29 protein-coding genes are annotated in these 26,318 nt (G+C 64.3%); 15 read left to right on the forward strand and 14 right to left on the reverse strand.

What is annotated here, in order from left to right; all coding sequences use genetic code 11:
* Positions 1–3 precede the first annotated feature (3 nt).
* Genes mmsB through BMW66_RS07220 form a run of 3 tightly spaced genes read right to left on the reverse strand, consistent with a single transcriptional unit; the run spans position 4 to position 3,078 of the window.
* Positions 4–876, reverse strand: coding sequence for a 3-hydroxyisobutyrate dehydrogenase (gene mmsB / locus BMW66_RS07210; RefSeq protein WP_093116938.1), 873 nt, complete (start codon positions 874–876; stop codon positions 4–6).
* Positions 877–878: 2 nt separating this feature from the next.
* The gene (locus BMW66_RS07215; RefSeq protein WP_093116940.1) at positions 879–1,919 is read right to left on the reverse strand and encodes an enoyl-CoA hydratase/isomerase family protein; all 1,041 of its coding nucleotides are present in this window, start codon (positions 1,917–1,919) and stop codon (positions 879–881) included.
* 19 nt (positions 1,920–1,938) lie between these two features.
* A complete protein-coding gene (locus tag BMW66_RS07220; RefSeq protein ID WP_093116942.1) occupies positions 1,939–3,078 on the reverse strand; it encodes an acyl-CoA dehydrogenase family protein in 1,140 nt (379 codons plus the stop codon).
* A gap of 247 nt (positions 3,079–3,325) precedes the next feature.
* Here BMW66_RS07220 and surE point away from each other — a divergent pair, with 247 nt between their 5' ends.
* The 3 genes from surE to BMW66_RS07235 all read left to right on the forward strand — a co-directional run bounded on the left by surE (position 3,326) and on the right by BMW66_RS07235 (position 6,083).
* A complete protein-coding gene (gene surE, locus BMW66_RS07225; protein WP_093117141.1) occupies positions 3,326–4,108 on the forward strand; it encodes a 5'/3'-nucleotidase SurE in 783 nt (260 codons plus the stop codon).
* The gene (locus BMW66_RS07230; RefSeq protein WP_093116944.1) at positions 4,105–4,749 is read left to right on the forward strand and encodes a protein-L-isoaspartate(D-aspartate) O-methyltransferase; all 645 of its coding nucleotides are present in this window, start codon (positions 4,105–4,107) and stop codon (positions 4,747–4,749) included. The genes surE and BMW66_RS07230 overlap by 4 nt, the downstream gene beginning before the upstream one ends.
* 125 nt (positions 4,750–4,874) lie before the next feature.
* Entirely contained in the window at positions 4,875–6,083 is a 1,209-nt protein-coding gene (locus tag BMW66_RS07235; RefSeq protein WP_093116946.1) for a peptidoglycan DD-metalloendopeptidase family protein, read from the forward strand.
* Between the two features lie 33 nt (positions 6,084–6,116).
* Here the strand turns inward: BMW66_RS07235 and purF are convergent, their stop codons facing one another.
* The 11 genes from purF to BMW66_RS07290 all read right to left on the reverse strand — a co-directional run bounded on the left by purF (position 6,117) and on the right by BMW66_RS07290 (position 15,193).
* On the reverse strand, positions 6,117–7,607 hold the full coding sequence (gene purF, locus BMW66_RS07240) for an amidophosphoribosyltransferase (protein ID WP_093116948.1): 1,491 nt from the start codon (positions 7,605–7,607) through the stop codon (positions 6,117–6,119).
* 113 nt (positions 7,608–7,720) lie between these two features.
* Positions 7,721–8,275 (reverse strand): CvpA family protein, encoded by a 555-nt coding sequence (locus tag BMW66_RS07245; RefSeq protein ID WP_093116950.1) that lies wholly within the window; start codon positions 8,273–8,275, stop codon positions 7,721–7,723.
* A 40-nt stretch (positions 8,276–8,315) separates the two neighbouring features.
* Positions 8,316–9,683 (reverse strand): DNA repair protein RadA, encoded by a 1,368-nt coding sequence (gene radA, locus BMW66_RS07250; RefSeq protein ID WP_093116952.1) that lies wholly within the window; start codon positions 9,681–9,683, stop codon positions 8,316–8,318.
* 2 nt (positions 9,684–9,685) lie between these two features.
* Entirely contained in the window at positions 9,686–10,126 is a 441-nt protein-coding gene (locus BMW66_RS07255) for a paraquat-inducible protein A (RefSeq protein ID WP_093116954.1), read from the reverse strand.
* Between the two features lie 57 nt (positions 10,127–10,183).
* Positions 10,184–10,930, reverse strand: a complete 747-nt coding sequence (locus BMW66_RS07260) for an ABC transporter ATP-binding protein (protein ID WP_093116956.1) — start codon at positions 10,928–10,930, stop codon at positions 10,184–10,186.
* Positions 10,927–11,709 (reverse strand): MlaE family ABC transporter permease, encoded by a 783-nt coding sequence (locus tag BMW66_RS07265; protein WP_093116958.1) that lies wholly within the window; start codon positions 11,707–11,709, stop codon positions 10,927–10,929. Before BMW66_RS07265 ends, BMW66_RS07260 begins: the two co-directional genes overlap by 4 nt.
* Positions 11,706–12,740 (reverse strand): alanine racemase, encoded by a 1,035-nt coding sequence (gene alr, locus BMW66_RS07270; RefSeq protein ID WP_093116960.1) that lies wholly within the window; start codon positions 12,738–12,740, stop codon positions 11,706–11,708. Before alr ends, BMW66_RS07265 begins: the two co-directional genes overlap by 4 nt.
* A gap of 76 nt (positions 12,741–12,816) precedes the next feature.
* Complete coding sequence (locus tag BMW66_RS07275) at positions 12,817–13,875, reverse strand: YeeE/YedE family protein (protein WP_175483189.1); 1,059 nt, start codon at positions 13,873–13,875, stop codon at positions 12,817–12,819.
* 59 nt (positions 13,876–13,934) lie between these two features.
* Positions 13,935–14,297: an ArsR/SmtB family transcription factor gene (locus tag BMW66_RS07280; protein WP_093116965.1), complete on the reverse strand. Its 363-nt coding sequence runs from the start codon at positions 14,295–14,297 to the stop codon at positions 13,935–13,937.
* Between the two features lie 33 nt (positions 14,298–14,330).
* Complete coding sequence (locus BMW66_RS07285; protein WP_093116967.1) at positions 14,331–14,834, reverse strand: GlcG/HbpS family heme-binding protein; 504 nt, start codon at positions 14,832–14,834, stop codon at positions 14,331–14,333.
* A complete protein-coding gene (locus tag BMW66_RS07290; RefSeq protein WP_093116969.1) occupies positions 14,831–15,193 on the reverse strand; it encodes a thioredoxin domain-containing protein in 363 nt (120 codons plus the stop codon). Before BMW66_RS07290 ends, BMW66_RS07285 begins: the two co-directional genes overlap by 4 nt.
* 69 nt (positions 15,194–15,262) lie before the next feature.
* Between BMW66_RS07290 and BMW66_RS07295 the strand changes: the two genes are divergently transcribed.
* The 12 genes from BMW66_RS07295 (at position 15,263) to BMW66_RS07350 (ending at position 26,227) form a co-directional block, all read left to right on the forward strand.
* Entirely contained in the window at positions 15,263–16,000 is a 738-nt protein-coding gene (locus tag BMW66_RS07295) for a cytochrome c biogenesis CcdA family protein (protein ID WP_093116971.1), read from the forward strand.
* A gap of 188 nt (positions 16,001–16,188) precedes the next feature.
* Complete coding sequence (locus BMW66_RS07300; RefSeq protein ID WP_093116973.1) at positions 16,189–16,767, forward strand: thioredoxin family protein; 579 nt, start codon at positions 16,189–16,191, stop codon at positions 16,765–16,767.
* A gap of 149 nt (positions 16,768–16,916) precedes the next feature.
* Positions 16,917–17,393 (forward strand): sulfur oxidation c-type cytochrome SoxX, encoded by a 477-nt coding sequence (gene soxX, locus BMW66_RS07305; protein ID WP_093116975.1) that lies wholly within the window; start codon positions 16,917–16,919, stop codon positions 17,391–17,393.
* Between the two features lie 33 nt (positions 17,394–17,426).
* On the forward strand, positions 17,427–17,846 hold the full coding sequence (gene soxY, locus BMW66_RS07310) for a thiosulfate oxidation carrier protein SoxY (RefSeq protein WP_093116977.1): 420 nt from the start codon (positions 17,427–17,429) through the stop codon (positions 17,844–17,846).
* 19 nt (positions 17,847–17,865) lie between these two features.
* On the forward strand, positions 17,866–18,195 hold the full coding sequence (soxZ, locus tag BMW66_RS07315) for a thiosulfate oxidation carrier complex protein SoxZ (RefSeq protein WP_093116979.1): 330 nt from the start codon (positions 17,866–17,868) through the stop codon (positions 18,193–18,195).
* A gap of 74 nt (positions 18,196–18,269) precedes the next feature.
* Positions 18,270–19,124: a sulfur oxidation c-type cytochrome SoxA gene (gene soxA / locus BMW66_RS07320; protein WP_093116981.1), complete on the forward strand. Its 855-nt coding sequence runs from the start codon at positions 18,270–18,272 to the stop codon at positions 19,122–19,124.
* Positions 19,125–19,222: 98 nt separating this feature from the next.
* A complete protein-coding gene (gene soxB / locus BMW66_RS07325; RefSeq protein WP_093116983.1) occupies positions 19,223–20,920 on the forward strand; it encodes a thiosulfohydrolase SoxB in 1,698 nt (565 codons plus the stop codon).
* 42 nt (positions 20,921–20,962) lie between these two features.
* Complete coding sequence (soxC, locus tag BMW66_RS07330) at positions 20,963–22,246, forward strand: sulfite dehydrogenase (protein WP_093116985.1); 1,284 nt, start codon at positions 20,963–20,965, stop codon at positions 22,244–22,246.
* Positions 22,230–23,267, forward strand: coding sequence for a c-type cytochrome (locus BMW66_RS07335; protein WP_093116987.1), 1,038 nt, complete (start codon positions 22,230–22,232; stop codon positions 23,265–23,267). Before soxC ends, BMW66_RS07335 begins: the two co-directional genes overlap by 17 nt.
* 3 nt (positions 23,268–23,270) lie before the next feature.
* Positions 23,271–23,984, forward strand: coding sequence for a c-type cytochrome (locus BMW66_RS07340; protein WP_093116989.1), 714 nt, complete (start codon positions 23,271–23,273; stop codon positions 23,982–23,984).
* 35 nt (positions 23,985–24,019) lie between these two features.
* Positions 24,020–25,282, forward strand: coding sequence for an NAD(P)/FAD-dependent oxidoreductase (locus BMW66_RS07345; RefSeq protein WP_093116991.1), 1,263 nt, complete (start codon positions 24,020–24,022; stop codon positions 25,280–25,282).
* 312 nt (positions 25,283–25,594) lie between these two features.
* Positions 25,595–26,227 carry an ATP-dependent Clp protease proteolytic subunit gene (locus BMW66_RS07350; protein WP_093116993.1) on the forward strand — a complete coding sequence of 211 codons (633 nt, stop codon included), beginning with the start codon at positions 25,595–25,597 and terminating at the stop codon, positions 26,225–26,227.
* Positions 26,228–26,318 lie beyond the last annotated feature (91 nt).

A 26,318-nucleotide genomic window follows, 5' to 3' on the forward strand; every position in this document is an offset into this window, starting at 1 on the left:
GGATCAGCTATGGCCGCGTTTTTCGAAGCGCGGCAGCATGGCGGAGAAATCGCGGCCCTTGCCGTCCTCCTGCTCGACGAACTGGGCGTAGAGCTTCATCGCGGCCTGCCCGAGCGGGGTGTCAGCGTCGGCCGTCTCTGCCGCCTGCTGGGCAAGTCGCAGATCCTTGAGCATCAGGTCGGCGGCAAAGCCCGGCTGATAATCGTTGTCCGAGGGGCTTTTCGGGCCGATGCCCGGCGCGGGGCAATAGGTGGTCATCGACCACGACTGCCCCGAAGAGGTGGAGACCACGTCGAACATCGCCTGCCGGTCGAGACCGAGCTTGTCGGCCAGCGCGAACGCCTCGCAGGTGACGATCATCGTGGCGCCGAGGATCATGTTGTTGCAGATCTTGGCCGCCTGACCGTTGCCCGAGGGGCCGCAATGCACGGCCTTCTGGCCCATGATGTCGAACAGCGGTTTGGCGATGTCAAAGCCCGTCTCGTCGCCGCCGACCATGAAGGTGAGCGTGCCGCCCTGCGCGCCGCCGACGCCGCCGGACACCGGCGCGTCGAGCGCGGAGAGCCCAGCGGCCAGCGCCTCTTCGGCCACGGCGCGGGCGCTGTCCACGTCCACGGTGGAGCAATCGAGGAACACCGCGCCCTTGTCCATCGCGGGGATGATCTCATCGGCGACGGAGCGCAGGATCTGGCCGTTGGGCAGCATGGTGATCACGACCTCCGCGCCCTTGGCCGCGGCGGCGCCGCTCTCGGCCATTGTCACGCCGTCCACGGCGACATCGGCCATGTCGAAGCCGATCACCTCGTGCCCGGCCTTGGCGAGGTTGGCGGCCATCGGCCCGCCCATGTTGCCAAGCCCGATAAATCCGATACGCATGGTCACTCTCCCTTTTCGAATGTGAGGGCCGCGCCCTCCAGCGGTTTCAGCATGTCCGAGACAGCCGTGTCCGGCAAGCTTTCGAGCCCGTGCTGCCAGTCTGGATTGCGGTCCTTGTCGATGATCGCGGCGCGTATGCCCTCGAGCAGATCGCCCTTTTCCATCGCGCGGTAGGTGAAGCGATATTCCATGTCGAGCGCGGCGCGGATATCATCGGCCTTGCGGGAATGGCGAATGATCTCCAGCGCGCAGCCGAGTGACAGCGGTGAGTTGCGCGACAGGGACTTGAGCGCGGCGGCGCCGAAATCAGAGTCGTCGGCGCGCAGCGCGGCGACAATATCGGCCAGCCCCGCGCCGGAAAAGGCCGCGTCGATCGCATCGCGCTGCGCGGTGAGCGCGCTTGGCGGGGCGGGGTGGGCGGCCTGTTCGATCAGGGCGGGGTCGGCGGTGTCCTCCAGCCGCGCGATCAGGGCGGGCCAGTCGTCCTCGGGAATGTAGTGATCGGCGAAACCGGCGAGGATGGCGTCGCCCGGCTCCATCCTCGCGGCGGTCAGGCCGAGGTATTCGCCAAGCCGCCCCGGCGCGCGCGCCAGTATCAGGGAGCCGCCCACGTCGGGCACAAGGCCGATGCCGCATTCCGGCATGGCGATGCGGCTGGTCGCGCCCACCACCCGGTGCGCGCCGTGGCAGCCCACGCCGACGCCGCCGCCCATGGTGAAGCCCTGCATGAAGCTGGCGACGGGTTTGGGAAACTCGAACAGCTTGGCGTTCATGCGGTATTCATCGGCCCAGAAGCGCCGCCCGAAGGCGAAATCGCCCTTGGTGCCGGTCTCGTAAAGCTCGGCGATGTCGCCGCCGGCACAGAACGCCTTGTCGCCCGCCGCGTCGATGACGATCATCGCAACGTCGTCGTCGCCGGACCATGCGTCAAGCGCGTCTTCGAGCGCGAGGCACATCTTGTAGCTCAGCGCGTTGAGCGCCTTGGGGCGGTTGAAAGTGATGCGGCCGGTGCGGCCGGTCTTGCGGATCTCGATATCGGTCATGTGGGTTCCCGGTGGGGTGTCAGGCGGTGATCATGTCGCGCGACACGATCATGCGCATGATTTCATTGGTGCCTTCGAGGATCTGGTGCACGCGCAGGTCGCGCACGATCTTCTCGATCCCGTAGTCGGCCAGATAGCCGTAGCCGCCGTGCAGTTGCAGGCAGTCGTTGGCGACGTCGAAGGCGACATCGGTGACGTAGAGTTTGGCCATCGCGCAGAACTTGGTCGCGTCGGGGATGCCGTTGTCAAGCTTCCACGCCGCCTGCCGCAGGAAGATGCGGGCCGATTGCAGCTTCACCTCCATATCCGCGAGGCGGAATTGCAGGGCTTGAAACTGGTTGAGCGATTTGCCGAACGCCTTGCGGTCGTTCATGTAGGCCAGCGTCAGATCGAGTGCGTTCTGCGCGCCACCAAGGGCGGAGGCGGCGATATTGAGCCGCCCGCCGTCGAGACCGGCCATCGCATAGGCGAAGCCGCGCCCTTCCTCTCCGATCAGGTGGTCGGCGGGGATCTGGCAATCATCGAACTGCACCTGCGCGGTGGGCTGCGCGCGCCAGCCCATCTTGTCCTCCAGCGCGCCATAGGAGAGGCCGTCGGTGCCGGCCTCAACCACCACGGTGGAAATCCCTTTGGGGCCCGCGTCGCCGGTGCGGCACATCACGATATAGGCATCCGAATAGCCGCCCCCGGAGATGAATGCCTTGGTCCCGTTGAGGGTGTAGCCCTCGTTGGTCTTTTCGGCCCGCGTCTTGAGGGCAGAGGCGTCCGAGCCGGAGCCGGGTTCGGTCAGGCAGTAGGAAAACACCTTGGACATGGAGCACAGGTCGGGCAGCCATTTCGCCTTGGTCTCTTCGCTGCCGAACTTGTCGATCATGCCGCCGCACATGTTATGGATCGACAGAAAGGAGCCAACCGAGGGGCAGGACATCGCCAGCGCCTCGAACACCAGCGTGGCATCGAGGCGGGTCAGGCCGGTGCCGCCGTGGTCCTCGGAAACGTAAAGCCCGCCGAAGCCCAGATCGGCCAGTTGCGGCCAAAGCTCTTTTGGAATGGTGCCGTCCTGTTCCCACTGGCGGGCATTGGGGGCGATATGCTCTTCCCCAAAGCCCCGGGCCATGTCGAAAATCAGGGTCTGCTCTTCTGTCAGCGCGAAATCCATTCGGCTCCTCCCCGGTGCGAAATTGAACGGCTGTTAAATTATACAGGTTCCCGAAGGTAATGTCAGTGTGCAAAAATGCAAAGCGGGTTGGAGATTTTACAAACGATCACGGAGCGTTTGCCCGAGCACCCTGACGCGCGGTGGCCCCCGAGGACATGAGGGCGCGCGCGGCGCCGCGCCGCAGCGGGTGCTTGCCCCGCGCGGGCCGCTCCACTACACAGAGGCGAACCGCGAAGGGCAGGCTGGCATGCGTATTCTCATCACAAATGACGACGGCATCAACGCGCCGGGCCTTGAGATTCTGACGCGAATCGCGGGGCAGATCGCAGGCCCCGATGGCGAGGTCTGGACCGTGGCGCCCGCGTTCGAGCAATCGGGGGTGGCGCACAGCATCAGCTATACCCATCCCACGATGATCGCGCAGATGGGCGAGCGCCGCTATGCCGCCGAGGGAAGCCCGGCCGATTGCGTGATGGCGGGGCTTCACGACGTGATGAAGGACGCGCCCCCCGATCTGGTGTTGTCAGGGGTGAACCGGGGCAACAATTCGGCCGAGAACGCGCTTTATTCCGGAACGCTGGGCGGCGCGATGGAGGCGGCGCTGAAGGGTATTCCGGCGATGGCGCTGTCGCAGTATTTCGGCCCGGACGTGCGTGATCTGGACAATCCGTTCGAGGCGGCGGCGGAGCACGGCGCGCGGGTGGTGCGCCGCGTGCTTGAGGCCGCGCCGGGCAATACGCAGGACTATCATCTGTTCTACAACATCAACTTCCCGCCGGTGCCGGCCGATCAGGTCAGGGGACTGCGCGTGACGACCCAGGGGCTTCGGCCCAACACGACCTTTTCGGTGGAGCCGCATCTGTCGCCCGCGGGGCGGCGGTTCCTGTGGGTGCGGGGCGGGGATCAGAGCATTGCCAGCGCGCCGGGCACGGATGCCGCGGCCAATCTCGACGGATATATTTCCGTCACGCCGATGCGCGCGGATCTGACCGCGCATGATGTGCTCGATCATCTGAAGGCGATTGAATGACCGATGCCGCCGAGCGCAAGATGCAGTTCCTGTTCGCCCTGCGCAGCAAGGGCGTGACAGACAAGAGCGTGCTCACCGCGATGGAGCGGATCGACCGCGGCGCCTTTGTCCGGGGGTTGTTCGCGGGGCGGGCCTATGAGGACATGCCGCTCCCCATCGCCTGCGGGCAGACGATTTCGCAGCCTTCGGTGGTGGGGCTGATGACCCAGGCGCTCAAGGTCAGCCTGCGCGACAAGGTGCTGGAGGTGGGCACGGGGTCGGGCTATCAGGCGGCGGTGCTGAGCGAGCTTGCACGGCGGGTCTATACCGTGGACCGGCACAAGCGGCTGGTGGCCGAGGCGCGGCGGGTTTTCGAGGCGCTCGATCTGAGCAATATCACCGCCTTTACCGCCGACGGCAGCTTTGGCCTGCCCGATCAGGCGCCGTTCGACCGGATTGTCGTGACCGCAGCGGCGGAAGACCCGCCCGGGCCCCTCTTGGCGCAACTCAAGATCGGCGGTATCATGGTGGTGCCCGTGGGCCAGTCGGATGCGGTGCAACGGTTGATCCGCGTGACGCGGCATGAGACCGGGTTCGAGTATGAGGAGTTGCGCCCGGTGCGGTTCGTGCCGCTGATAGAAGGACTGGCGCGTGACGGTTGAGGCTGGCCGCCGAACGCCTTTCGCGCGACGGATATGAGGCGGACCGCGTGCCCGGACCGGGCGCATGTGGTGAGTGACAACGCAGCCCCGCGCAAGAACAGGGGCGCAGGCGAGGATGGATCGGGATGACAGTGAATTTCAATGAGCGGCAACCAGCACGTCGGGTGATGCGCGTGATGGCCGCCGTGAGCGTCGTGGCCGTCGTGGCGGCCTGCGAGGGGCCGCTTGATTTCGACATGCGGGGGCGGCTTGGCTCCGATCTGGACACATCGGGGCCGGCGGTGCGCGCGACGGCGGACCGCCCCGAGGCCGACCGGCGCGGGGTCATTTCCTATCCCAACTACCAGGTGGCGGTCGCACGGCGCGGGGATCGACTTCGCGACGTGGCGGCGCGCATTGGCGTCGATGCGCAGGAACTGGCGTCCTACAACGGAATGCAAACTGACGACGAACTGCGCCGCGGCGAGGTTCTGGCACTGCCGCGCCGGGTGGAAGAGCCATCGGCGGCCACGGGCGGCGCGGGCGTCGTGCGGGCCCCTTCGGATGTCGATATCTCCTCGGTTGCCGGGGGCGCGATCGAGCGCGCGGATGGGGTAAGGACCGCGGAACTCGACCCGATTCCGGCGGCGGAGGATGCCCCCAGCGGCGAGACCGGGGTCGAGCCGATCCGGCACAAGGTCAGCCGGGGCGAGACCGCCTTTACCATCGCGCGGCTTTATGGCGTGTCGGTGCGCGCGCTGGCGGAGTGGAACGGACTGGGCAAGGATTTCGTGATCCGCGAGGGTCAGATCCTTCTGATCCCGCCGGTCGTGGACGCGCCTGAGACGGCGAACAACGCCGCGCCGACGAGCAGGCCGGGCGACGGATCGCCCACGCCGACCCCGCCAAGCGCGTCGAAGCCCTTGCCCGAAGAGGACATCGCGGCGGCGCCGCCGGAGCCACCGGAGTCGCCGGACCTTGGCGGCACACAGACCGAAAGCGTATCGGACTCGCGGATGGATCGCCCGGTGGAGGGCAAGATCATCCGCGCCTATGCCAAGGACAAGAACAACGGTGTGGATTTCTCCGCCCCTGCCGGGGCGCCGGTTCGGGCCGCTGACGATGGAACTGTGGCCGCCATCACCACCGATGCGGACAATGTGCAGATCCTCGTGGTGCGCCATCCCGACAACCTGATGACAGTGTACTACAATGTCGCGGATGTGGCCGTCGAGAAGGGCAGCACCGTCGCGCGCGGCTCAAAGATCGCCACCGTGCCGGATGGTGATAATTATGTGCATTTCGAGGTGCGCAAGGGGTTCGACAGCGTCGATCCGATGCCGTATCTGGAATAGCTCCGCGCCTGCACCGAGTGCGGCGCGCGGGCGCTATTCCGCCGCCTTGAGCTGAAAGCCCTTGTCGATCATGTCGGTGGGTTCCACCGGATACTCGCCGGAGAAACAGGCGTCGCAGTATTGCGGGTGCTCCGTATCGCGGCCCTGCGCCTCTCCGACGGCGCGGTAAAGACCGTTGAGCGACACGAACCTCAGGCTGTCCACCTCAAGGTAGCGGGTCATTTCCTCTTCGGTCATGTTGGCGGCAAGGAGCTTGTCGCGCTCGGGCGTGTCCACGCCATAAAAGCAGGGCCATGAGGTGGGCGGGGAGGCGATGCGAAAATGCACCTCTTTCGCGCCTGCGTCGAGGACCATTTCCTTGATCTTGCGGCTGGTTGTGCCGCGCACCACGGAATCGTCTACGAGGATCACCCGTTTGCCCCGGATCAGCGCGCGGTTGACGTTCAGCTTCAGCCGCACCCCCATGTTGCGGATCTGCTCTGTCGGTTCGATGAAGGTACGGCCCATATACTGATTGCGGATGATGCCCATGCCGTAGGGGATGCCGCTTTCATGGGCATAGCCGATGGCGGCCGGCGTGCCGCTGTCGGGCACCGGGCAGACCAGATCGGCCTCGACCGGCGCCTCGCGTGCCAGTTCCACGCCGATCTGGCGGCGGGTTTCATAGACGGAGCGCCCGCCGAGGATGGAATCGGGGCGCGAGAAATAGACATGTTCGAAAATGCAAAAGCGGGGTTTGCGCGGGCGGAACGGGAAACGGCTGTCGATGCCTTCGGCCTCGGTGATGACGACCATTTCGCCGGGCGCGACTTCGCGTATGAATTCGGCGCCGATGATGTCGAGCCCGCAGGTTTCCGACGACAGCACCCAGCCATCGCCCAGCCGTCCGAGCACAAGCGGGCGCACGCCCAGAGGATCGCGCACGCCGATCAGCTCCGTTCCGGTCATCGCGACAATGGAGAACGCGCCCTCGACCCGGCGCAGGGCGTCCTCCATCCGTTCGGGGATGTCGCGTTGCAGGGAGCGGGCCATCAGGTGAATGATACACTCGCTGTCCGACGAACTCTGGAAGATGGAGCCGCGCTCGATCAATTCGCGGCGCAGGGCAATGGCGTTGGTGATGTTACCGTTGTGGGCGATTGCCGCGCCGCCCATCGAGAACTCCCCGAAGAAGGGCTGCACGTCGCGGATCTGCGTCGGACCCTTGGAGCCGGAGGTGGAATAGCGCACGTGCCCGATCGCCAAGGGCCCGGGCAGCGTCTTCATCAGGCTTTCCTTGGTGAAGTTGTCGCGCACATAGCCGAAGCGGCGGGCGGAGTGAAAGCCCTGGCCGGGTTGGTGGCAAACGATGCCGCCGGCCTCTTGTCCGCGGTGCTGAAGGGCGTGCAGGCCGAGGGCGACGAAATTGGAGGCATCGGTCAGGCCGATCACGCCGAAAACGCCACATTCCTCGTGCAGTTTGTCATCGTCGAAGGGGTGGGCGGGGGGGAATTTGATGGACAAAGGGGGCAGCTCCGAATCCATTGACCGTTGCATGCCCCTCCTTAAGGGGTTCCGCACGGTATGTCACGAAAGGATCACAAAGGCGGGCAGCTTGTCCTGCGAATGTGCAATGGATCGGTCTGCGCGACTTGAAATCACTCGCTACAGGCGCCGACCAGTTCCTCGTATTGCCGGGTGATCCAGCCGAGTGCGGCCTCGGGGTTGCGCTCTTCGATCTGCTGGGTGATGCGGCCGAAGACCTGCGCGGAGCGGCTGTCATCGACCATTGCAAAGTTTTGCGAGGTGACAACGGTTTCATAGACGAAGAAGGCGATGGCCACCAGAAGGATGCCGCGCAGCACGCCGAAGAGAAAACCCGTCCCCTGATCGAGCCCGCCGAGGGCGGAGCGCTTGACCAGAGACGAGAACAGCGGCGTGAAGAACGAGACCACGACCAGCGCCACGGCAAAGACCGCGGCGAAGGCGCTGATGATGCTCAACTCGCAACTGTCGGCGATGAATTCGCCCAGAACGGGGATTTCCCGGATCAGCGGCTCCACGTGCGGGGCGAAGAGAAAAGCGAGGACTGCGGCGGCGACCCAGCCGGCGATGGCCATCGCCTCGCGCACGAACCCCCGCGAATAGGCCAGAAGGGCCGAAATGAGGATCACGGCAGCCACGACGCCGTCGATGAGGGTAAATCCGTCCATGCCGTGTCCTGTCCCTTTTTTGTTTTGGCGGGTCCGCCGGTTATCCCGCGCCGAACATGTCCCCGACGAACGCGGTCAGATCGCCCGGGCGGTTCAGGCTCATGCCCGCCACCGAGGGAGATTTGCCGCCCCGCGGGGCCACTGCGGATGAGAAACCAAGTTTCTGGGCTTCTTTCAACCTGTTTTCTGTCTGTGACACCGGCCGAAGGGCGCCGGAGAGGCTGATTTCCCCGAAAATGACTGTTTCCTTCGGCAGCGCGGTGTCCTCACGCGCCGAAAGCAGCGCGGCGGCCACCGCCAGGTCGGCCGCCGGTTCGGTGATCTTCATCCCGCCCGCGACGTTGAGATAGACATCGAGCCCGGTGAACGGGATGCCGCAACGCGCCTCCAGCACGGCGAGGATCATCGCAAGGCGCCCGCTGTCCCAGCCGACCACGGTGCGGCGCGGCTGCGCGTGGGGGGAGGGGGCGACAAGCGCCTGAAATTCGGTCAGCAGCGGGCGCGTGCCTTCGATCCCGGCGAATACGGCGCTTCCGGGGCTGGGGTCGCCGCGTTCGGACAGGAACAGTGCCGAAGGGTTGGGCACCTCGGCAAGTCCGCGGCCCGTCATTTCGAACACGCCGATCTCGTCGGCGGGGCCGAAGCGGTTCTTGACCGCGCGCAGGATGCGGAACTGGTGACCGCGCTCTCCCTCGAAATAGAGGACGGTATCGACCATATGCTCCACCACGCGGGGACCGGCGATCTGGCCATCCTTGGTGACATGTCCGACGAGAAACACCGACATGCCCCGGCGCTTGGCGAAGGAGGTCAGCTCATGCGCGGCGGCGCGGACCTGACTGACGGAGCCGGGCGCGGAGCCGATGGTGTCCGACCACATGGTCTGAATGGAATCGATGACGGCGAGATGCGGGCGCTCCGTCTCCAGCGTGGTGAGGATGTCGCGCAGGTTGGTTTCGGCGGCCAGCATGACGGGCGCATCCGACAACTTCAGTCGCTGCGCGCGCATTCGGATCTGTGCCGGCGCCTCCTCTCCCGAGACATAGAGGGTTTTCATTCCCCCGCGGGCAAAGGCGGCGGCGGCCTGTAGCAGCAGCGTGGATTTGCCGATCCCCGGATCGCCCCCCACCAGCGTGGCGGAGGCGGGCACCAGACCACCGCCCAGCACGCGGTCAAGCTCGGCAAGCGTGCTCATGGTGCGGGGGGGCAGAGCCTCTTCCGTGCCCAGGTCGGACAGCGCGACCGCCCGTCCCTTGGCCGGTCCGAGCGTGGCGGCGGCGGGCCCGGCGGCGAGGGGCGCCTCTTCGACGATGGAGTTCCATTCCCCGCAGGTATCGCAACGCCCCGACCATTTGGTGAAACGGGCGCCACAGGCGGTGCAGGTGAATTCGGATTTCGACTTGGCCATGATCAGCTTTTGACGCCTCGGCGCTTCGCCGTCAAATGGGCAATCGCGACGGAGGCGAGAATGCAGCCGGTGAAGAGGTAGAGCCCCCATCCGGTTTCAATGGTGACCCGCCCGACGCCTCTTGCGATCACGATGTAAAGGGCGATCAGGAACACATCGGCCATCGCCAGCCGCCCGAGGATGTCGAGCATGGGCAGAACCCGGCGGCGCAACAGGTGAAAGTGAATGAGCGCGAGGCCGATGGTCTTCAGATAGGGCGCGAAAAGGGCCAGAAAGCTGACCAGCAGCGCCAGCGCCGGATCGGTGCCCCAGAGGCTTTGCAGCCCCGAGACGATGGTGATTTCCGACAGTCCGAAGAGCGGCAGATAGCCCGCGCGCAGCAGCGGGGCGAACCACGCGACGGGATAGAGGATCAAAAGGGCGAGGTTGGCGTAGCGCATGATCCGGGCAATAAAGCACTTTCAAACGGAAAGCGATTGCTCCGATGGCGAGATTGATGCCTAGCGCACCGCCGCGATCGGCCCGTCCGCGCGGCCGTGGATGAACTGATCGAGATAGGGATCGCCGGAATTGTCCATCTCGGCCACCGGGCCGGTCCATTTGATCACCCCGTCATAGAGCATCGCCACGTTGTCGGCGATGGCGCGCACCGATGTCATGTCGTGGGTGATGGTCATGGCGGTGGCGCCCATCTCCGTGACGATCTCGCGGATCAGGTCGTTGATCACCCCGGCCATGATCGGATCGAGCCCGGTCGTCGGCTCATCGAAGAAGATGATCTCCGGCTCCGCCGCGATGGCGCGGGCAAGGCCCACGCGCTTCTGCATGCCGCCCGAAAGCTCGGACGGGAAGAGATCGGCCACATCCGGGGACAGCCCGACGCGGCGCAGCTTTTCCACCGCGATCTCGCGTGCCTCATCCCTCGGACGCTTGAGAGAGCCGCGCAGCAAGCGAAAGGCCACGTTCTGCCAGACGGGCAGGGAATCGAACAGCGCGCCACCCTGAAACAGCATCCCGAAGCGGGCGAGAAAGGCATCGCGGTCGCCCCTGGTCGCGTCCTTGCCATCGACGAGGATCTGCCCGGCGTCCGGCGGAACCAGCCCGAGAACGCATTTCAGCGCCACGGACTTGCCAGAGCCGGAGCCGCCGATGATGACCATGGAACTGCCGCGCGGCACCTCCAGATCGACGCCGCGCAGCACCTTGTTGGCACCGAAAGCCTTATGAACATCCCGAAGCGTGATCATGTGCCGAAAAACAATGATGTGAGCAGGAAGTTGGCCGCGAGGATGAGCACCGCCGCCGCCTGAACCGAGCCCTTGGTGGCCTGACCCACGCCCTGCGCGCCGCGACCGGAATTCATCCCGAAATAGCATCCCATCGTGGCGGCGATCCCGCCGAAGGCGCAGCCCTTGGCCAGTGATGACAGGACGTCGCGCACTTCGAGGAAATCCACGGTGTTGTGGATGTAGGTGGACGGGTTGAAGCCGAGTTGCTGCGTGCTGACGATGAAGCCGCCGAACACGCCGATAACGTCGCCGACGCCGACCAGCGCGGGCACCACCAGAAGCGCGGCGAGAACGCGCGGCGCGGTGAGGTATTTCATCGGATGGGTGGAGAGCGTCACCAGCGCGTCGATCTGCTCTGTCACTTTCATGGTGGCGATCTCGGCGGCGATGGAGGAGGTCACGCGCGCCGCGATCATCAGACCGCCCAGCACCGGCCCCAACTCGCGCACCATGCCGATGGCGACAATCTGCGGGACCACGGCCTCGGCCGAGAAACGGGTGCTGCCGTCATAGATCTGAAGCGCCAGCGCCCCGCCGGTGAAGAACGCGGTCAGCCCCACGACCGGCAGCGACAGCCAGCCGATTTGCAGCAGCGCCACCAGAAATTCGCGCCCGTAGAAGGGGGGGCGAAAGATATGGCTCAGCCCCTGCGCCGTAAAGAGCGACACCTGTCCGGTCAGCGCCAGAAGCGCCAGCGTCTGCCGGCCCAGATAGGCGAGAGGCGCAGCCGCGATCACGGGCGGTAGCGGCGGGTGTAGCGCCCGCCCAACGAGGTGAGAATCTCGTAGCCGATGGTGCCGGCCCAGCCGGCCAGATCATCGACGCCCTGATGCGTGCCCAGAAGTTCCACCTCGGCGGGGTCGGCATCGAGGTGGGTGACATCGACGGCGATGAGATCCATCGAGATCCGGCCCAGCACCGGGCAGGGCGTGTCGCCCACATGGACCTGCGCATGGGGCGCCATGATCCGGGGGATGCCGTCGCCGTAGCCGCCCGCGACGGTGGCGACGCGGGTGGGGGCGCTGGCCGTCCATGTGTTGCCGTAGCCCACGGTCTCTCCCGGCTGCACATCGCGGATCTGGATCACGGGGATGGTGACATGGGCGACGGGGTCGGCGTCCGCGAAGGGGTGCCCCCCGTAAAGGCCGACACCCGGGCGGGTGATGTCGAAATGATACTCGGGGCCGAGAAGAATGCCGCCCGTCGCGGCGAGGGAGCGCGGCACGTCGCAACCCTCGGTCATGTCACGGAATGCCTGAAGCTGCTGTGCGTTCATCGGGTGGTCCGGCTCATCGGCGCAGGCCAGATGCGACATGATCAGAACCGGGTTCTGCTCCAGCGCGATGTCGCGCAGGGCGGCCCATTCGGCGGGCTCCATTCCCAGCCGGTTCATGCCGCTGTCGAGCTGAATTCCGAAGGGATGGCCGGGCAGCGCCTCCACATGGCGCAGCATCTGATCGACGGTGTTGATCATCGGCACCAGCGACAGATCGCTGATCATGTCCGTATCGCCCGGCATGTGCCCGGCAAAGACGCAGATTTCCGGCCCCGGACCCAACGCCTGCCGCAGGTCGGCGCCTTCCTCGGCCAGCGCGACGAAGAAGCGCCTCGCCCCCGCCTGAGCCAATGCGCGGCCCACGCGGCCGACGCCCAGACCGTAGCCGTTGGCCTTTACCACCGCAGCCGTTTCGCAGTGGGTCATCGCATCCAGTGCGGTCCAGTTGGCGGCCAGTGCGGCGAGGTCGATGGTGAGCTTGGGTGTAGACATGGGGCGTTAGTTGACGCTCTGCGGCGTGGAGGTCAAGTGGAAAGCTGGCTGCCCGCGCGGGCGAGGCGGGCGGGGCCTATTCGGCGGGCTGAAACCCCTCGATCAACTGGCGCAGGCCGATCGCGGCGCCGATCAGGATCGACAGGACGGTGACGGGCGCCGACAGCGACAGGAGCGAGAAGGCGGTGATGCCTTGCCCCACCGTGCAGCCGAGCGCGAGCACCGCGCCTGCGCCCATGATCACGGCGCCGAGAATCTGGCGGCGCAGCTCTCGCGGATCTTCGCAGGCTTCCCAGCGGAAATGCCCCTTGATCAGCGAGCCGATGAACGCGCCGACCCAGACCCCTGCGACAGAGCCCACGGCAAAGGACAGCGGGCGGACAGATCCGGACATGGCATAGACGATCGATTCGCCCACCGGGGCCGAAAAGCTGTGCGAGACCACGGGCAGCGCGTCGAACCCGTTGGAAAAGACCCACTGGCTTCCGGCCCAGCCGGTGATGACTGCCAGCGCCACCACGAGCGACCAGAAGATCGACTGCGGTTTGGCCCAGAGATCGCGCGACGCCAGCGCGCCGATACAGATCAGCGCCCCGATGGCCAGACCGATCGGCACCGGCGAGAGGTTGAGCCAGTCGCCCGCGATATGGGCGATTCCCGGCGGTGTGTGGGTGGTCACGTCGACCTGCGGAAAGGCCCAGTTGCGCAAGGGGGCCAGTGGCCCGGCCAGAACGGCATAGGCGGACACCCCCATCACCAGAACGATGACAAAGGCGCGCAGGTCACCACCGCCGAGCCGCGCAATGCTACCGTAGCCGCAGTTGCCCGCCAGGGCCATGCCATAGCCGAACATGAGTCCGCCCAGGATCGAGGCCATCGGCATCCAGCGGATCGAGAGGTAATAGGACAGCTCCGGCTTCAGAAACCCGGTGCCCAGAAGCGTGAATGAGCCAAGGACGGCCGCCCCGATGGCCAGTGCCCACATGCGAATCCGCGTACTTGAACCGCCATAGAGCATGTCCTCAATCGCGCCCATCGTGCAGAAACGGCCAAGACGGGCGGCCAGGCCGAGCATAAGCCCGCCCGCCGCGCCGAACAGCGCGACAAGGTTGCTTTCGCCGACAAACTCCAGCAGTTCCAGCATCGCCGGACCCTCCTCCCTCTGTGTTGCCGGGATTCCGGCTGCGCGCGGCGTCAGGCGGTGGACGCGTCCGTCTGATCGTCCTCCTCGGCGCAGAACAGCGCGTACACCAGTTCCAGCATACGCCGGGGGCGATGATCCGCCAAACGATAATAGATTGTCTTACCCTCCCGGCGGGACACGACAAGCCCCTCAAGGCGCAGGCGGGAAAGCTGCTGTGACACGGCGGCCTGACGCGCGGCTAGGAGATCTTCCAGTTCCGTGACCGATTTTTCGCCCGACACGAGATGACACAGGATCATCAACCGGCCCTCATGGCTGATCGCCTTGAGGAAGTTCGAGGCGGTGGTGGCATTGTCCACCATGCGATCCATTTCCTGTTCGGAAATGTCCTTGTTGAAAACCGGAAGTCCCATACCACGCTTTCCTCGTCTGTCTCCTGCCCGGCTTCAGAAGGCGATCTGCATTTCGATCGCGGCGATGCCGTCTTCGGCGCATTCATCGTCAAGTTCGGGTGACGGTGCGCCGGATACACCAATTCCCGCGACGATGCTACCGTCACCGGCATTCACCAGAAGCCCGCCCCCCAGCGGCAGCGCCTCGGTCAGATCGCGGATGCCCGAAGAAATGGTGCCCGCCTTCGTGGCCTCGGCCAGTTCGGTGGTGGAGGTGCGGAAGCTCACCGCCGTCCATGCCTTGCGGCGTGATGTTTCATAGGAGTGAACGCCGGCGTAGCGATCGGAGAGGAACACCTGCGGCTGGCCGAAGCGGTTCACCACGGTCACGCCGACCTGATAGCCCGCCTCGCGGCACGATTGCAGCGCGGCCTGCGCCATTTCGAGCGCGACCTCGGGCTTGAGGGTCTGGAAGTCGACGAAGGGGCCTTCGTCGTCCTGTGCGAAGGCAGGGGCGGCAAGGCAAAGCGTGGCGGCGGCGGCAATGAGATGTCTCATGAGTCTCCCTTTTCAAATCCGGTATGTTTTTCGAGAAGTTGTTCGATCAGTGGCCAGAAGAAATCCCCTCCCGGGTAGCCTTCGAGCCGAGCCAGTTCCCGCCCGTCCTCGACGATCAAGAAGGTTGGTGTGAAGACCACCTTGCGCGCATAGTCCACATCCTGTGGCGGCGCGCGCAGGCGTTCGCGGCGCAGGGGGGCATATTGCCCGGCCTCGGAGTTCGGCCAGATCGGTGCGATCTCTGCGTCCCAGCGTTCGCAATAGACGCAGCCGGGCTGTTCCACCATGACAAGCTCCACCGCCGCTGCGGGCAGGGCGGTGAGCAGTGTGAAGAACATAGCGAAAATGGCGCGGGGCATTGGAACTCCGATTGACGAAGCGTCGACAGGAAACATAATATGAATATATGAATTGATCAAGGATACCCCATGTTCGACATTTCCTACGCGGGGGCCGCGCTTGCCGGCCTTCTGTCGTTTTTTACGCCCTGTATTCTGCCGATGGTCCCGTTCTACCTGTGTTACATGGCGGGTATCTCCATGAACCAGCTTCAGGGGGACGGTACGATCGCGCCGGGGGCGCAGCGGCGGCTTGTCTTGTCGTCGGTTCTTTTCGCACTTGGCGTCAGCACGATCTTCGTGCTTCTGGGGCTTGGCGCGACGGCGCTGGGACAGGCCTTCGCGCAGTGGCGGCAGCCGCTGTCCTATGTCGCGGCGGCGATTCTGGCGGTATTCGGCCTTCATTTTCTGGGGGTTATCCGGATCGGCCTGCTGTACCGCGAGGCCAAGGTCGAGAGCACGGCAGAGCCGACGACGATGATCGGCGCCTATGTCATGGGGCTGGCCTTCGGCTTTGGCTGGACGCCCTGCGTGGGGCCAGCGCTGGCGTCGATCCTGATGATCGCGAGCGGGATGGGCGACCTGTTTCGCGGGGGGCTTCTGCTGCTGGTCTACGGGCTGGCGATGACCGCGCCCTTCGTGGTGGCGGCGATCTTCGCGCGGCCCTTCCTGCGCTGGATGCAGCGCAACCGGCGGTATCTGCCCTATGTCGAGAAGGCGATGGGGGTTATGCTGATTGTGTTCGCGATCCTGATCGCCACGGACGCGGTGAACGTGATCGCCTTCTGGATGCTGGAGGTGTTTCCAACCTTCGGCAAGGTGGGATGACGAATCGAGGTTAACGTGCTGATATTGCGGAAAAACCGCTTTCGGTATCACGTCGGTATAACGTCGGTATTGCGTCGGTGCCGGACACCGGCCCCAACCGACGGCGGAACGGATTACCGCAGCGAGCGTTGCATCGCTGAGGGTGCGACGCGCGATTTTGGGAAACACGGTCTGGGAGGATTGAGACCATGAAACGGATGATACTGGCCGCGCTGGCGGTGATCTGGGCGCTGCCGCTCTGGGCGGTGGAGATGGGAGACGACGGGCTGCACAAGCCCGGCTGGTACAAGGAGACCTTCAAGGATCTGCGGGAGGATTTCGCGGATGCGGAAAGCGAGGGAAAGCGGCTTCTGCTCATCGTGGAGCAGCGCGGTTGCATCTATTGCCGCGACATGCATGAGAACACCTTTACAGACCCGCGCGTGAAGGAGCATCTCGAAGAGACCTATTTCCCGGTACAGATCAACCTGCACGGCGATACGGAACTGATCGACACCGATGGCGAGGCGCTGTCCGAGAAGGCGGCGGCCCGCAAATGGAACGTGATGTTCACGCCGACGATGATCTTCATGCCGCCCGAACTCGACGAGAGCAAGCCGGCCGTGGCGCAGGCGGTGGCGGTGATGCCGGGCGCCTTCGCGGCGGGCACCACCTTCGACATGATGACATGGGTGGCCGAGGAACGTTACCTTGATCAGTCGGAGGAGGATTTCCAACGCTACCACGCGCGCAAGATCCGCGAAAGGAACGACGGCAGCACCGATTGATCCGCATGGGGGACAAAGGGCGCAGCATCGCCGGAGAATCATTCTCAATTATTCATTTCCATGAATTTGATGTTGCGTTTCCATCCCGCTGTGGACTACGGTATGCTTAATGACTGCAAGCCACGAACAGGCATTGAATGGGAGGAGACATGAGGCTTTGGACACTCACAGGGGCGGCGATCATCGCGGCCGGAAGCGCAACGGCGGGGCCGGTTGCCCCAACTGACGTCGCGTTTGGCGAATATGGCTCGGTAAGCGAATCGCTGACCGGGGTGCCGGGCGATCCGGAAGCTGGCGCCAATGTCGTCAAGAACAAGGGAATCGGCAATTGCATCGCCTGCCATCAGGTGAGCGCGCTGAGCGATACGCCGTTTCAGGGTGAGATCGGGCCGCCGCTTGACGGTGTGGCCGACCGCTGGAGCGAAGCGGAGATTCGCGGAATCGTCGCCAACGCCAAGAAGACGTATGATGGCACGATGATGCCGTCCTACTACAAGGTCGAAGGATATATCCGTCCCGGCGATGCCTACACCGGCAAGGCCGCGGAGGAACCTCTCGATCCGCTTTTGACCGCGCAGCAGATCGAGGACGTGGTCGCATTTCTCATGACGCTCTCGGAAGAGTGATCAGGACCGGACAACACCAAGGAGAGAAGAGACATGGAATTCACAAGACGTGACACTCTGGCGCTGGGGGCGGCCGCTGCGGCGATGACCGTTCTGCCGTTCCGCGCCAATGCCGCGACGGTGGATGAGCTGATAAACGAGTTCACCGGCGGCGCCGACGTGGCGGACAGCGGCGTGACGCTGACCGCGCCCGAAATTGCCGAGAACGGCAACACGGTTCCGATCGAAGTGGCCGCCGAAGGCGCGAGCGCCATCATGGTGCTCGCCGCGGGCAACCCGACCCCGCCGGTCGCAACGTTCAATTTCGGCCCGCTGGCCGGTTCGCACGCCGCGTCCACCCGGATTCGTCTGGCGGGCACACAGGACGTGATCGCGATTGCCCAGCTTGCCGACGGCAGCTTTGCGCGGACCAGCAAGAACGTCAAAGTCACCATCGGCGGCTGCGGCGGCTAAGGCATAAGGAGAGCAAGATATGGCATCTGGTGTAAAACCCCGCGTCAAGGTCCCGAGTTCGGCCGACGCAGGTGAGGTGGTCACGATCAAGACCCTCATCAGCCACAAGATGGAATCGGGCCAGCGCAAGGACAGCGACGGCAATACCATTCCGCGGTCGATCATTCACCGCTTCACCTGTGATTTCAACGGTGAGAACGTGATCGACGTGAAGATGGAACCGGCGATTTCGACCAACCCCTATTTCGAGTTCTACGCCACCATCCCGGAATCCGGTGAGATGAAATTCACCTGGTATGATGACGATGGTGACGTTTACGAGGAAGCCAAGAACGTCACGGTGGGATAATCCGGTCAACGGACCCAGGCAGCGCCCTGTCCTCGGTGTTGGGGGCGGGGCGGAGACCCAAGGGAGGAAATGCGATGAAATTCAAGGCAATGACGGCGATCGCCGCGCTTGCCCTCGCCGTGCCGGCGCTGGTCGTGGCGGACCCGGATGACGACAACCTCGTCATCAATGGCGAGATCGAGATGACCACGAAGGTGGAACCGGCGGACCATCTGGACGGCGCACTGCCGACAGTGATGTCCGGCTGGCACTTCCGCGCCGACGAGACACAGGCGCTTCAGATGGACGACTTCGACAACCCCGGCATGATCTTCGTCGATCAGGCGATGGACGCCTGGCAGACCGCCGAGGGGACGGAGGACAAATCCTGCGCGAGCTGCCACGAAGATCCCGCGGATTCGATGAAGGGCGTGCGGGCCACCTATCCCAAGTGGAACGAGGATGCCGGTGAAGTGCGCACCCTCGCGATGCAGATCAACGACTGCCGCGAAAACCAGATGGGCGCGGAGCCTTACAAGTACGACAGCGGACCGATGGCGTCGATGGAGGCCCTGATCTCTGTCCAGTCGCGTGGAATGCCGGTGGATGTGGCCATCGACGGGCCAGCTCAGGAAACCTGGGAGCGGGGTAAGGAAATCTACTATACCCGCTATGGTCAGCTTGAGCTAAGCTGCGCCAACTGCCACGAGCAGAATTATGGCAACATGATCCGCGCCGACCACCTCAGCCAGGGGCAGATTAACGGCTTTCCAGTCTACCGCCTGAAGAACGCACGGCTTAACACCGCGCATGGCCGGTTCAAGGGCTGTGTGCGTGACACCCGCGCCGAGACCTTCGCGCCCGGCAGCGACGCGTTCGTGGCGCTTGAGCTTTATGTCGCTTCGCGCGGCAACGGTCTTTCGGTCGAAGCACCGTCGGTTCGCAACTAAGACTTAAAGGCCCGCGCCGGGAAAGGCGCGGGCCTTCCTATGCTTAAATAATTCATACATGCGAATATGAATGGCATGACAGACGGAAAGGCAATGGCATGATCTCTCGTCGCGATTTTCTACAGGCCAGCATGGCCGCATCGGCGCTTGTCGGGGCCAGCGGGTTCGGAAACTGGGGCCGTCTTGCGGCGCAGCAATCTCTGACCCAGGATCAGCTCTTGCAATTCGACACCTTCGGGAACGTGTCGCTGATCCATCTGACGGACATTCATGGACAGCTCAAGCCGATCTATTTCCGCGAGCCGGAGATCAATATCGGTGTGGGCAAGAACAAGGGCGAGGTGCCGCATATCACCGGTGCCGATTTCCGCCGCATGTATGGCATAGAGGATGGCAGCCCGTCGCATTACGCGCTGACCTACAATGATTTCACCGCGCTGGCGCGCACCTACGGCAAGATGGGCGGACTGGATCGCATCGCCACGGTGATCGGCGCGATCCGCGCGGACCGGCCCGATGCGCTTTTGCTCGATGGCGGGGATACATGGCACGGCTCTTATACCTGCCATCACACGCAGGGCCAGGACATGGTCAACGTGATGAACGCGCTCAAGCCCGATGCGATGACCTTCCACTGGGAATTCACGCTGGGCAGCGAGCGGGTGCGCGAGATCGTCGAGGGCCTGCCGTTCGCGGCGCTGGGGCAGAACATATTCGATGCCGAATGGGACGAGCCGGCCGAAGCCTTCCCGCCCTACAAGTTCTTCGAGCGTGGCGGCGTGAAGATCGCGGTGATCGGGCAGGCGTTCCCCTATATGCCGATCGCCAACCCCGGCTGGATGTTCCCCGAGTACAGCTTTGGCATCCGGGATGAGCGGATGCAGGAGATGGTGGACGAGGTGCGCGCGCAGGGAGCGGAGCTTGTCGTCTGCCTGAGCCACAACGGCTTTGACGTGGACAAGAAGATGGCCGGAACGGTCAAGGGGATCGACGTGATCCTGACCGGGCACACGCATGACGCGCTGCCCGAGCCGGTTCTGGTCGGCGACACGATCCTGATCGCCACCGGCTCGAACGGCAAATTCGTCAGCCGCGTCGATCTGGACGTGCGCGACGGGCAGATGATGGGGTTCCGGCACAAGCTGATCCCGATCTTTTCGGACGTGATCGCGCCGGATGCTTCGGTCACGCGGCTGATCGACGAACAGCGCGCGCCCTTTATCGACCAGTTGACCGAGGTGATCGGCAAGACCGACACGCTTCTGTATCGCCGAGGCAATTTCAACGGCACATGGGACGACCTGATCTGTCAGGCGCTGATCGAGGAGCGCGACGCCGATATCGCGATGTCGCCGGGCGTGCGCTGGGGGCCGTCGGTCCTGCCGGGGCAGGACATCACGCGCGAGGACATCTGGAACGTCACCTCTATGAGCTATGGCGAGGCGTATCGCACGGAAATGACGGGCGAATTCCTCAAGGTCGTGCTGGAGGACGTGGGCGACAACCTGTTCAACCCCGACCCTTATTACCAGCAGGGCGGCGACATGGTGCGCGTGGGCGGCCTTGGCTATCGCATCGACATCAACAAGCCGCAGGGCGAGCGGATCAGCGATCTGACGCTGCTGCGCACCGGCGAGGCGATCGACCCGTCGCGCAGCTATGTCGTGGCCGGCTGGGCGAGTGTCAACGAAGGCACCGAGGGCCCGCCGATCTGGGACGTGGTGGAGGCGTATATTCGCCGCAAGGGCACGGTTTCGCTTGAGCCGAACAATTCGGTGAAGGTGGTGGGCGCCTGAGCAGGCGACCGCGAAGTGAATGTTGTAAAGGAGACAAGTCAGATGACGGAGAGCGTCAAGGGCAAGGTCCCGTCACGCCGGGCGTTCCTGAAAGGGGCGGTCGCGGCTGGCGGAGCGGTGGCCGGTGCGGGCATGGTCCGCGCAGCGGAGGGTGATCCCCTGATCACCGAGGTGCAGCCGTGGGCGAGCGGGTTTGGCGAAGGGGTCGATGCCACGCCTTACGGGCTGCCGATCCGGTTCGAGAGCGATGTGGTGCGGCGCAACGTGGAGTGGCTGACCGCGGACACGATTTCGTCGATCAACTTCACGCCGATCCATGCGCTCGATGGCACGATCACGCCGCAGGGCTGTGCGTTCGAGCGGCACCATTCGGGTGCGATCGAGTTGAGCAAGCAAGACTACCGGCTGATGATCAACGGGCTGGTGGATACGCCACTTGTGTTCACCTATGCCGATCTGGAACGGTTCCCGCGCGAAAACCACGTCTATTTCTGCGAATGCGCCGCCAACACCGGGATGGAGTGGGCCGGCGCGCAGCTCAACGGCGCGCAATTCACCCACGGGATGATCCATAACATGGAGTATTCCGGCGTGCCGCTGCGCACGCTGCTGGAGGAGGCCGGGCTCGATCCGGCGGGCGATCTGTCGGACAAGTGGATCTATGTCGAGGGGGCGGACGCCTCTTCCAACGGCCGCTCGATCCCGATGGACAAGGCGCTCGACGATGTGCTGGTGGCCTTCAAGGCCAATGGCGAGGCGCTGCGCAAGGAGCACGGGTATCCGGTGCGCCTCGTGGTGCCGGGCTGGGAAGGCAACATGTGGGTCAAGTGGCTGCGCCGGGTCGAGGTCATGGATGGCCCGGTCGAGAGCCGCGAGGAGACCAGCAAATACACCGACACGCTGGCCGACGGCACGTCGCGCAAGTGGACGTGGGAGATGGACGCGAAATCGGTCATCACCTCGCCAAGCCCGCAATCGCCGATCCCCCACGGGGCCGGGCCGCTTGTCATCACCGGGCTGGCATGGTCAGGGCGTGGCGCGATTGACCGCGTGGATGTGAGCATCGACGGCGGCGAGAACTGGCAGACCGCGCGTCTGGCCAAGCCGGGTGAGGCCAAGGCGCTGACGCGGTTCTATCTCGACATCGAGTGGGACGGGTCGGAAATGCTGCTGCAAAGCCGTGCGATGGACGACACCGGCTATGTGCAGCCGACCAAGGAGGCGCTGCGCGAGGTGCGCGGCGAGAATTCGATCTACCACAACAACTGTATTCAGACCTGGTTGGTCACGCCGAACGGGGAGGCCGAGAATGTCGAAGTATCTTAACCTTGGGCTGATCGGGGCGGTGGCCGCATCGCTCGGCGCCGCCCCGGCGCTGGCTGACGGGTATGGCCTTGGCCGTGCCGCGACCGCCGATGAAATCGCCGCATGGGATCTGGACGTGATGCCGGACGGCACCGGGCTTCCCGAAGGGTCGGGGTCCGTGTCGGATGGCGAGGATCTTTTTGTCGAGCATTGCGCCGTGTGTCACGGCGACTTTGCCGAGGGTGTGGGCAACTGGCCGGCGCTCGCGGGCGGCGAGGGGTCGCTTGCGGATGAGGATCCGGTGAAGACGGTCGGCAGCTACTGGCCGTATCTGTCCACGGCGTGGGACTATGTCCATCGCTCCATGCCCTACGGCAACGCGCAGATCTTGAGCGCGGATGAGACCTATGCCATCGTGGCCTATATCCTGTATTCGAACTACATCGTGGAGGATGACTTCGTTCTGACGAAAGACAACTTCCTTGATGTGGAAATGCCCAACGCGGACGGGTTCATCGTCGATGACCGCGAAACCGCAGAGGCGCATTTCTGGGACGCCGAGCCTTGCACGGAGAACTGCAAGGACGAGGTGGAAATCACCATGCGCGCCACGGTGCTTGACGTGACCCCGCAGGATGACGCGGAAGAGGCGATAGCCGATCAAGCCGCCGCCGAAGAGCCTGCCGCCGAAGAGGCCGAAACCCAACAGGCCGCGCTTGACCCCGAGCTTGTTGCCGAGGGCGAGAAGGTTTTCCGCAAGTGCCAGGCCTGTCACCAGGTCGGTGAGGGCGCGAAGAACCGGGTCGGCCCGCAGCTCAACGGGATCGTTGGCGCGAGTGTCGGAAGGATCGAGGATTTCCGATACTCGAAGCCGATGGCCGAACTGGGCGAGAGCGGAGAAGTCTGGACCGAGGATAATCTGGCTGCCTTCCTCGCCAAGCCCCGCGATTTCCTGAAGGGCACGAAGATGTCCTTTGCCGGGTTGCGCAAGGAAGAGGATCAAGCCGCGGTGATCGAATACCTCAAGAGCTTCGAGGAGTGATCCATGCGCCACGCAGTCCTGATCCTGTCAGTCTGCGCGGCCATCACGACAGCGGCGCGCGCCGAGGAAGGCGCGCGCCCCATTGGCGACGCGGAGCGCGGCGAGACCGTCTTCGCCAGAAAATGCGCCTCCTGCCATCAGGTCGGGCCGGATGCGCGGCACCGGATCGGCCCGCATCTGAACGGGATCTTCGGGCGCAAGGCGGCCAGTTTCCCCGAGTTCAACTATTCCCGAAGCATCGAGCGGGCCCGCGACGACGGGCTGGTGTGGGATCTGCGCCGGCTTGATGCCTATCTGGAGAACCCCAAGGCGCTTGTATCCGGCACGCGGATGAATTTCGCCGGGCTCAAGAACCAGCGCGACCGCGACGATGTTCTTGCCTATTTGCGCATATTCTCCGACAATCCACAGAATATCCCCGAGGCCGCGCCGACCGCGCGCAAGATGGAGGTGGATTTGCCGGAAGAGGTCCTGTCGATCGAAGGCGACGCGGCTTTTGGCGAGTATCTGTCCAGTGAATGCACGACCTGCCATCAGGTGGACGGCGACAACGACGGCATACCGTCGATTACCGGCTGGCCCGAGGAGGATTTCGTGGTCGCCATGCATGCCTACAAGCAGAAGCTGCGGCCGCACCCGGTGATGCAGATGATGGCCGGACGGCTGTCAGACGAGGAAATCGCCGCCCTCGCGGCCTATTTCAAGGGATTGGAGTGAGGGCATACCACAACCGAGATCTGGGAGGAGCTCACATGACGATCAACAGACGGATATTCCTGGGAACCGCCGCGGCGGCCACGATGGCCGCGCCCATGGTGATGGGGGCTTCGCACGGGCGCCCGCGCGTTGTCGTGATCGGCGGCGGGGCGGGCGGCGCCACGGCGGCCCGCTATGTCGCCAAGGACAGTAAGGGCGAGATTGACGTCACGCTGGTGGAGCCGACGCGGAGCTATTATACCTGCTTTTTCTCCAACCTCTACATCGGAGGCTTCCGCGAGCTTTCGAGCATCGCCCACAGCTATGGCACGCTGGCCAGCGAGTATGGCATCAACGTCGTGCACGATTGGGCGGTGGGGATCGATCGGGACGCCAAAACGGTGAGTCTGGCGGGGGGCGACACGCTGCCCTATGACCGGCTGATCCTGAGCCCCGGCATCGACTTCGTGGAAGGCGCGGTGCCCGGCTGGGACATCTCGCAGCAGGGGCGGATGCCCCACGCCTACAAGGCCGGAAGCCAGACCGAACTTCTCAAGGCGCAGATCGAGGCCATGCCCGAGGGCGGGGTGTTCGCGATGGTCGCGCCGCCGAATCCCTATCGCTGCCCACCGGGCCCCTATGAGCGGGTGAGCATGGTGGCGCACAAGCTGCGGGAGGAGAATCCGACCGCGAAGATCCTGATCGTGGACCCCAAGCAGAACTTTTCGAAACAGGCACTGTTCGAGGAAGGGTGGGCCAAGCACTACGGCGGCATGATCGAGCGGATCGGCCCGGATTTCGGCGGCGAGAATGTCTCGGTCGATCCGATGGCGATGACCGTGACCATCGACGGCGCGGTGGAGAATGTCGATGCCTGCAACGTGATCCCGGCGCAGAAGGCCGGGCGTATCTGCGAGCTGGCGGGGATCACCGAGGGCAACTGGGCCCCGGTGGTGCCGCAGACCATGCAGAGCCGGATGGATGAGAATATCCACGTTCTGGGCGATGCCACCAATCAGGGCGACATGCCGAAATCCGGCTTCTCGGCCAATAGCCAGGCCAAGGTCGCGGCGATGGCGGTGCGCGGGGCGCTGACGGACTCGCGCGTGTTCCCGGCCAAGTTCTCCAACACCTGCTGGTCGCTCATCGACACAGAGGACGGCGTGAAGGTGGGCGCCACCTATGAGGCGACGGACGAGAAGATCGCCAAGGTCGATGGCTTCATCAGCGACACCGGCGAGGATGAGGATTTGCGGCGCCAGACCTTCGAGGAATCTTTGGGCTGGTATGCCGGGATCACCTCGGACATGTTCGGGTAAGTCGATCGGGCCGGGCGGTCGCCCGGCCCCTTTGCGAACCCTCTGCGCCCGTCCGGCATCGTCCGGCGGACATCGTGCCGCACCCTTGCGCAGGAAAGGCGTGTCGCGCATTCGCATTTTGTTCCGCTGAGCGCGGGGTTTGCGCCCCCCTTACCCCCCATGTATCGTTGAGGCGCGCGGCCAACAGGGACGTCGCGCGGCACGCTAATTCGCCCACCGCCCCTTGCAGCCCCCCGTATGCCCAACTAAGACTCTGTTAGGTCGCGATCTGTAAGGATCGCAGGAACGACAGAAGCAGGCAGGCGCACACATATGACGGATCCTCACGAAACTTACATGAACACGCTGGTTCCGATGGTGGTCGAGCAGACCAGCCGCGGCGAACGGGCCTATGACATCTTCTCGCGCCTGCTCAAGGAGCGGATCATTTTTGTCAACGGGCAGGTGCATGACGGCATGTCGAGCCTGATCGTGGCGCAGCTTCTGCATCTGGAGGCGGAAAATCCGTCGAAGGAAATCTCGATGTACATCAATTCGCCTGGCGGTTCAGTGATCGCGGGGATGAGCATTTACGACACGATGCAGTATATCAGACCCAAGGTTTCGACCCTTGTCTGCGGTCTGGCGGCCTCAATGGGATCGGTGATCGCACTGGGCGGCGAAAAGGGGCTTCGGTTCTCGCTTCCCAACTCGGAATTTCTGGTGCATCAGCCCTCGGGTGGCAGTCAGGGCACCGCGGAGGACATCCTGATCCAGTCGCGGCACATCGAGCAGACGCGCGAGCGATTCTATCAACTCTACATGCGCCATACGGGCCAGGATTACGAGACAGTGCGGCAAGCGCTTGATCGCGACAAGTGGATGACCCCCGAGGAAGCCAAGGAATGGGGTCACATCGACGAGATCGTGGAGAGCCGCGACAAGGTCGAAGAGGAGAAGAAGTGATACCGGCACTGTGATCGCCCCGATCCCGAACGCGGGGCGATTTGAGATTGTGCCGGGCAAATGGCTGGCTTAGGCTGGCCGAAACGTGGAG

This window comes from Salinihabitans flavidus, assembly GCF_900110425.1.
In the GTDB taxonomy this organism is placed as follows: Bacteria; Pseudomonadota; Alphaproteobacteria; order Rhodobacterales; family Rhodobacteraceae; genus Salinihabitans; species Salinihabitans flavidus.

What these genes read in the sequence shown, in the direction of transcription:
- soxB (WP_093116983.1), top strand. Translation starts at nt 19,223, where the DNA reads ATGATCTCTCGTCGCGATTTTCTACAGGCCAGCATGGCCGCATCGGCG.
- BMW66_RS07280 (WP_093116965.1), bottom strand. Translation starts at nt 14,297, where the DNA reads ATGGGACTTCCGGTTTTCAACAAGGACATTTCCGAACAGGAAATGGAT.
- soxA (WP_093116981.1), top strand. Translation starts at nt 18,270, where the DNA reads ATGAAATTCAAGGCAATGACGGCGATCGCCGCGCTTGCCCTCGCCGTG.
- alr (WP_093116960.1), bottom strand. Translation starts at nt 12,740, where the DNA reads ATGTCTACACCCAAGCTCACCATCGACCTCGCCGCACTGGCCGCCAAC.
- soxX (WP_093116975.1), top strand. Translation starts at nt 16,917, where the DNA reads ATGAGGCTTTGGACACTCACAGGGGCGGCGATCATCGCGGCCGGAAGC.
- BMW66_RS07300 (WP_093116973.1), top strand. Translation starts at nt 16,189, where the DNA reads ATGAAACGGATGATACTGGCCGCGCTGGCGGTGATCTGGGCGCTGCCG.
- purF (WP_093116948.1), bottom strand. Translation starts at nt 7,607, where the DNA reads ATGGATTCGGAGCTGCCCCCTTTGTCCATCAAATTCCCCCCCGCCCAC.
- BMW66_RS07220 (WP_093116942.1), bottom strand. Translation starts at nt 3,078, where the DNA reads ATGGATTTCGCGCTGACAGAAGAGCAGACCCTGATTTTCGACATGGCC.
- BMW66_RS07230 (WP_093116944.1), top strand. Translation starts at nt 4,105, where the DNA reads ATGACCGATGCCGCCGAGCGCAAGATGCAGTTCCTGTTCGCCCTGCGC.
- BMW66_RS07335 (WP_093116987.1), top strand. Translation starts at nt 22,230, where the DNA reads ATGTCGAAGTATCTTAACCTTGGGCTGATCGGGGCGGTGGCCGCATCG.
- BMW66_RS07340 (WP_093116989.1), top strand. Translation starts at nt 23,271, where the DNA reads ATGCGCCACGCAGTCCTGATCCTGTCAGTCTGCGCGGCCATCACGACA.
- BMW66_RS07350 (WP_093116993.1), top strand. Translation starts at nt 25,595, where the DNA reads ATGACGGATCCTCACGAAACTTACATGAACACGCTGGTTCCGATGGTG.
- BMW66_RS07295 (WP_093116971.1), top strand. Translation starts at nt 15,263, where the DNA reads ATGTTCGACATTTCCTACGCGGGGGCCGCGCTTGCCGGCCTTCTGTCG.
- soxZ (WP_093116979.1), top strand. Translation starts at nt 17,866, where the DNA reads ATGGCATCTGGTGTAAAACCCCGCGTCAAGGTCCCGAGTTCGGCCGAC.
- BMW66_RS07345 (WP_093116991.1), top strand. Translation starts at nt 24,020, where the DNA reads ATGACGATCAACAGACGGATATTCCTGGGAACCGCCGCGGCGGCCACG.
- BMW66_RS07215 (WP_093116940.1), bottom strand. Translation starts at nt 1,919, where the DNA reads ATGACCGATATCGAGATCCGCAAGACCGGCCGCACCGGCCGCATCACT.
- BMW66_RS07260 (WP_093116956.1), bottom strand. Translation starts at nt 10,930, where the DNA reads ATGATCACGCTTCGGGATGTTCATAAGGCTTTCGGTGCCAACAAGGTG.
- radA (WP_093116952.1), bottom strand. Translation starts at nt 9,683, where the DNA reads ATGGCCAAGTCGAAATCCGAATTCACCTGCACCGCCTGTGGCGCCCGT.
- BMW66_RS07290 (WP_093116969.1), bottom strand. Translation starts at nt 15,193, where the DNA reads ATGCCCCGCGCCATTTTCGCTATGTTCTTCACACTGCTCACCGCCCTG.
- BMW66_RS07285 (WP_093116967.1), bottom strand. Translation starts at nt 14,834, where the DNA reads ATGAGACATCTCATTGCCGCCGCCGCCACGCTTTGCCTTGCCGCCCCT.
- BMW66_RS07245 (WP_093116950.1), bottom strand. Translation starts at nt 8,275, where the DNA reads ATGGACGGATTTACCCTCATCGACGGCGTCGTGGCTGCCGTGATCCTC.
- mmsB (WP_093116938.1), bottom strand. Translation starts at nt 876, where the DNA reads ATGCGTATCGGATTTATCGGGCTTGGCAACATGGGCGGGCCGATGGCC.
- BMW66_RS07235 (WP_093116946.1), top strand. Translation starts at nt 4,875, where the DNA reads ATGACAGTGAATTTCAATGAGCGGCAACCAGCACGTCGGGTGATGCGC.
- soxC (WP_093116985.1), top strand. Translation starts at nt 20,963, where the DNA reads ATGACGGAGAGCGTCAAGGGCAAGGTCCCGTCACGCCGGGCGTTCCTG.
- surE (WP_093117141.1), top strand. Translation starts at nt 3,326, where the DNA reads ATGCGTATTCTCATCACAAATGACGACGGCATCAACGCGCCGGGCCTT.
- soxY (WP_093116977.1), top strand. Translation starts at nt 17,427, where the DNA reads ATGGAATTCACAAGACGTGACACTCTGGCGCTGGGGGCGGCCGCTGCG.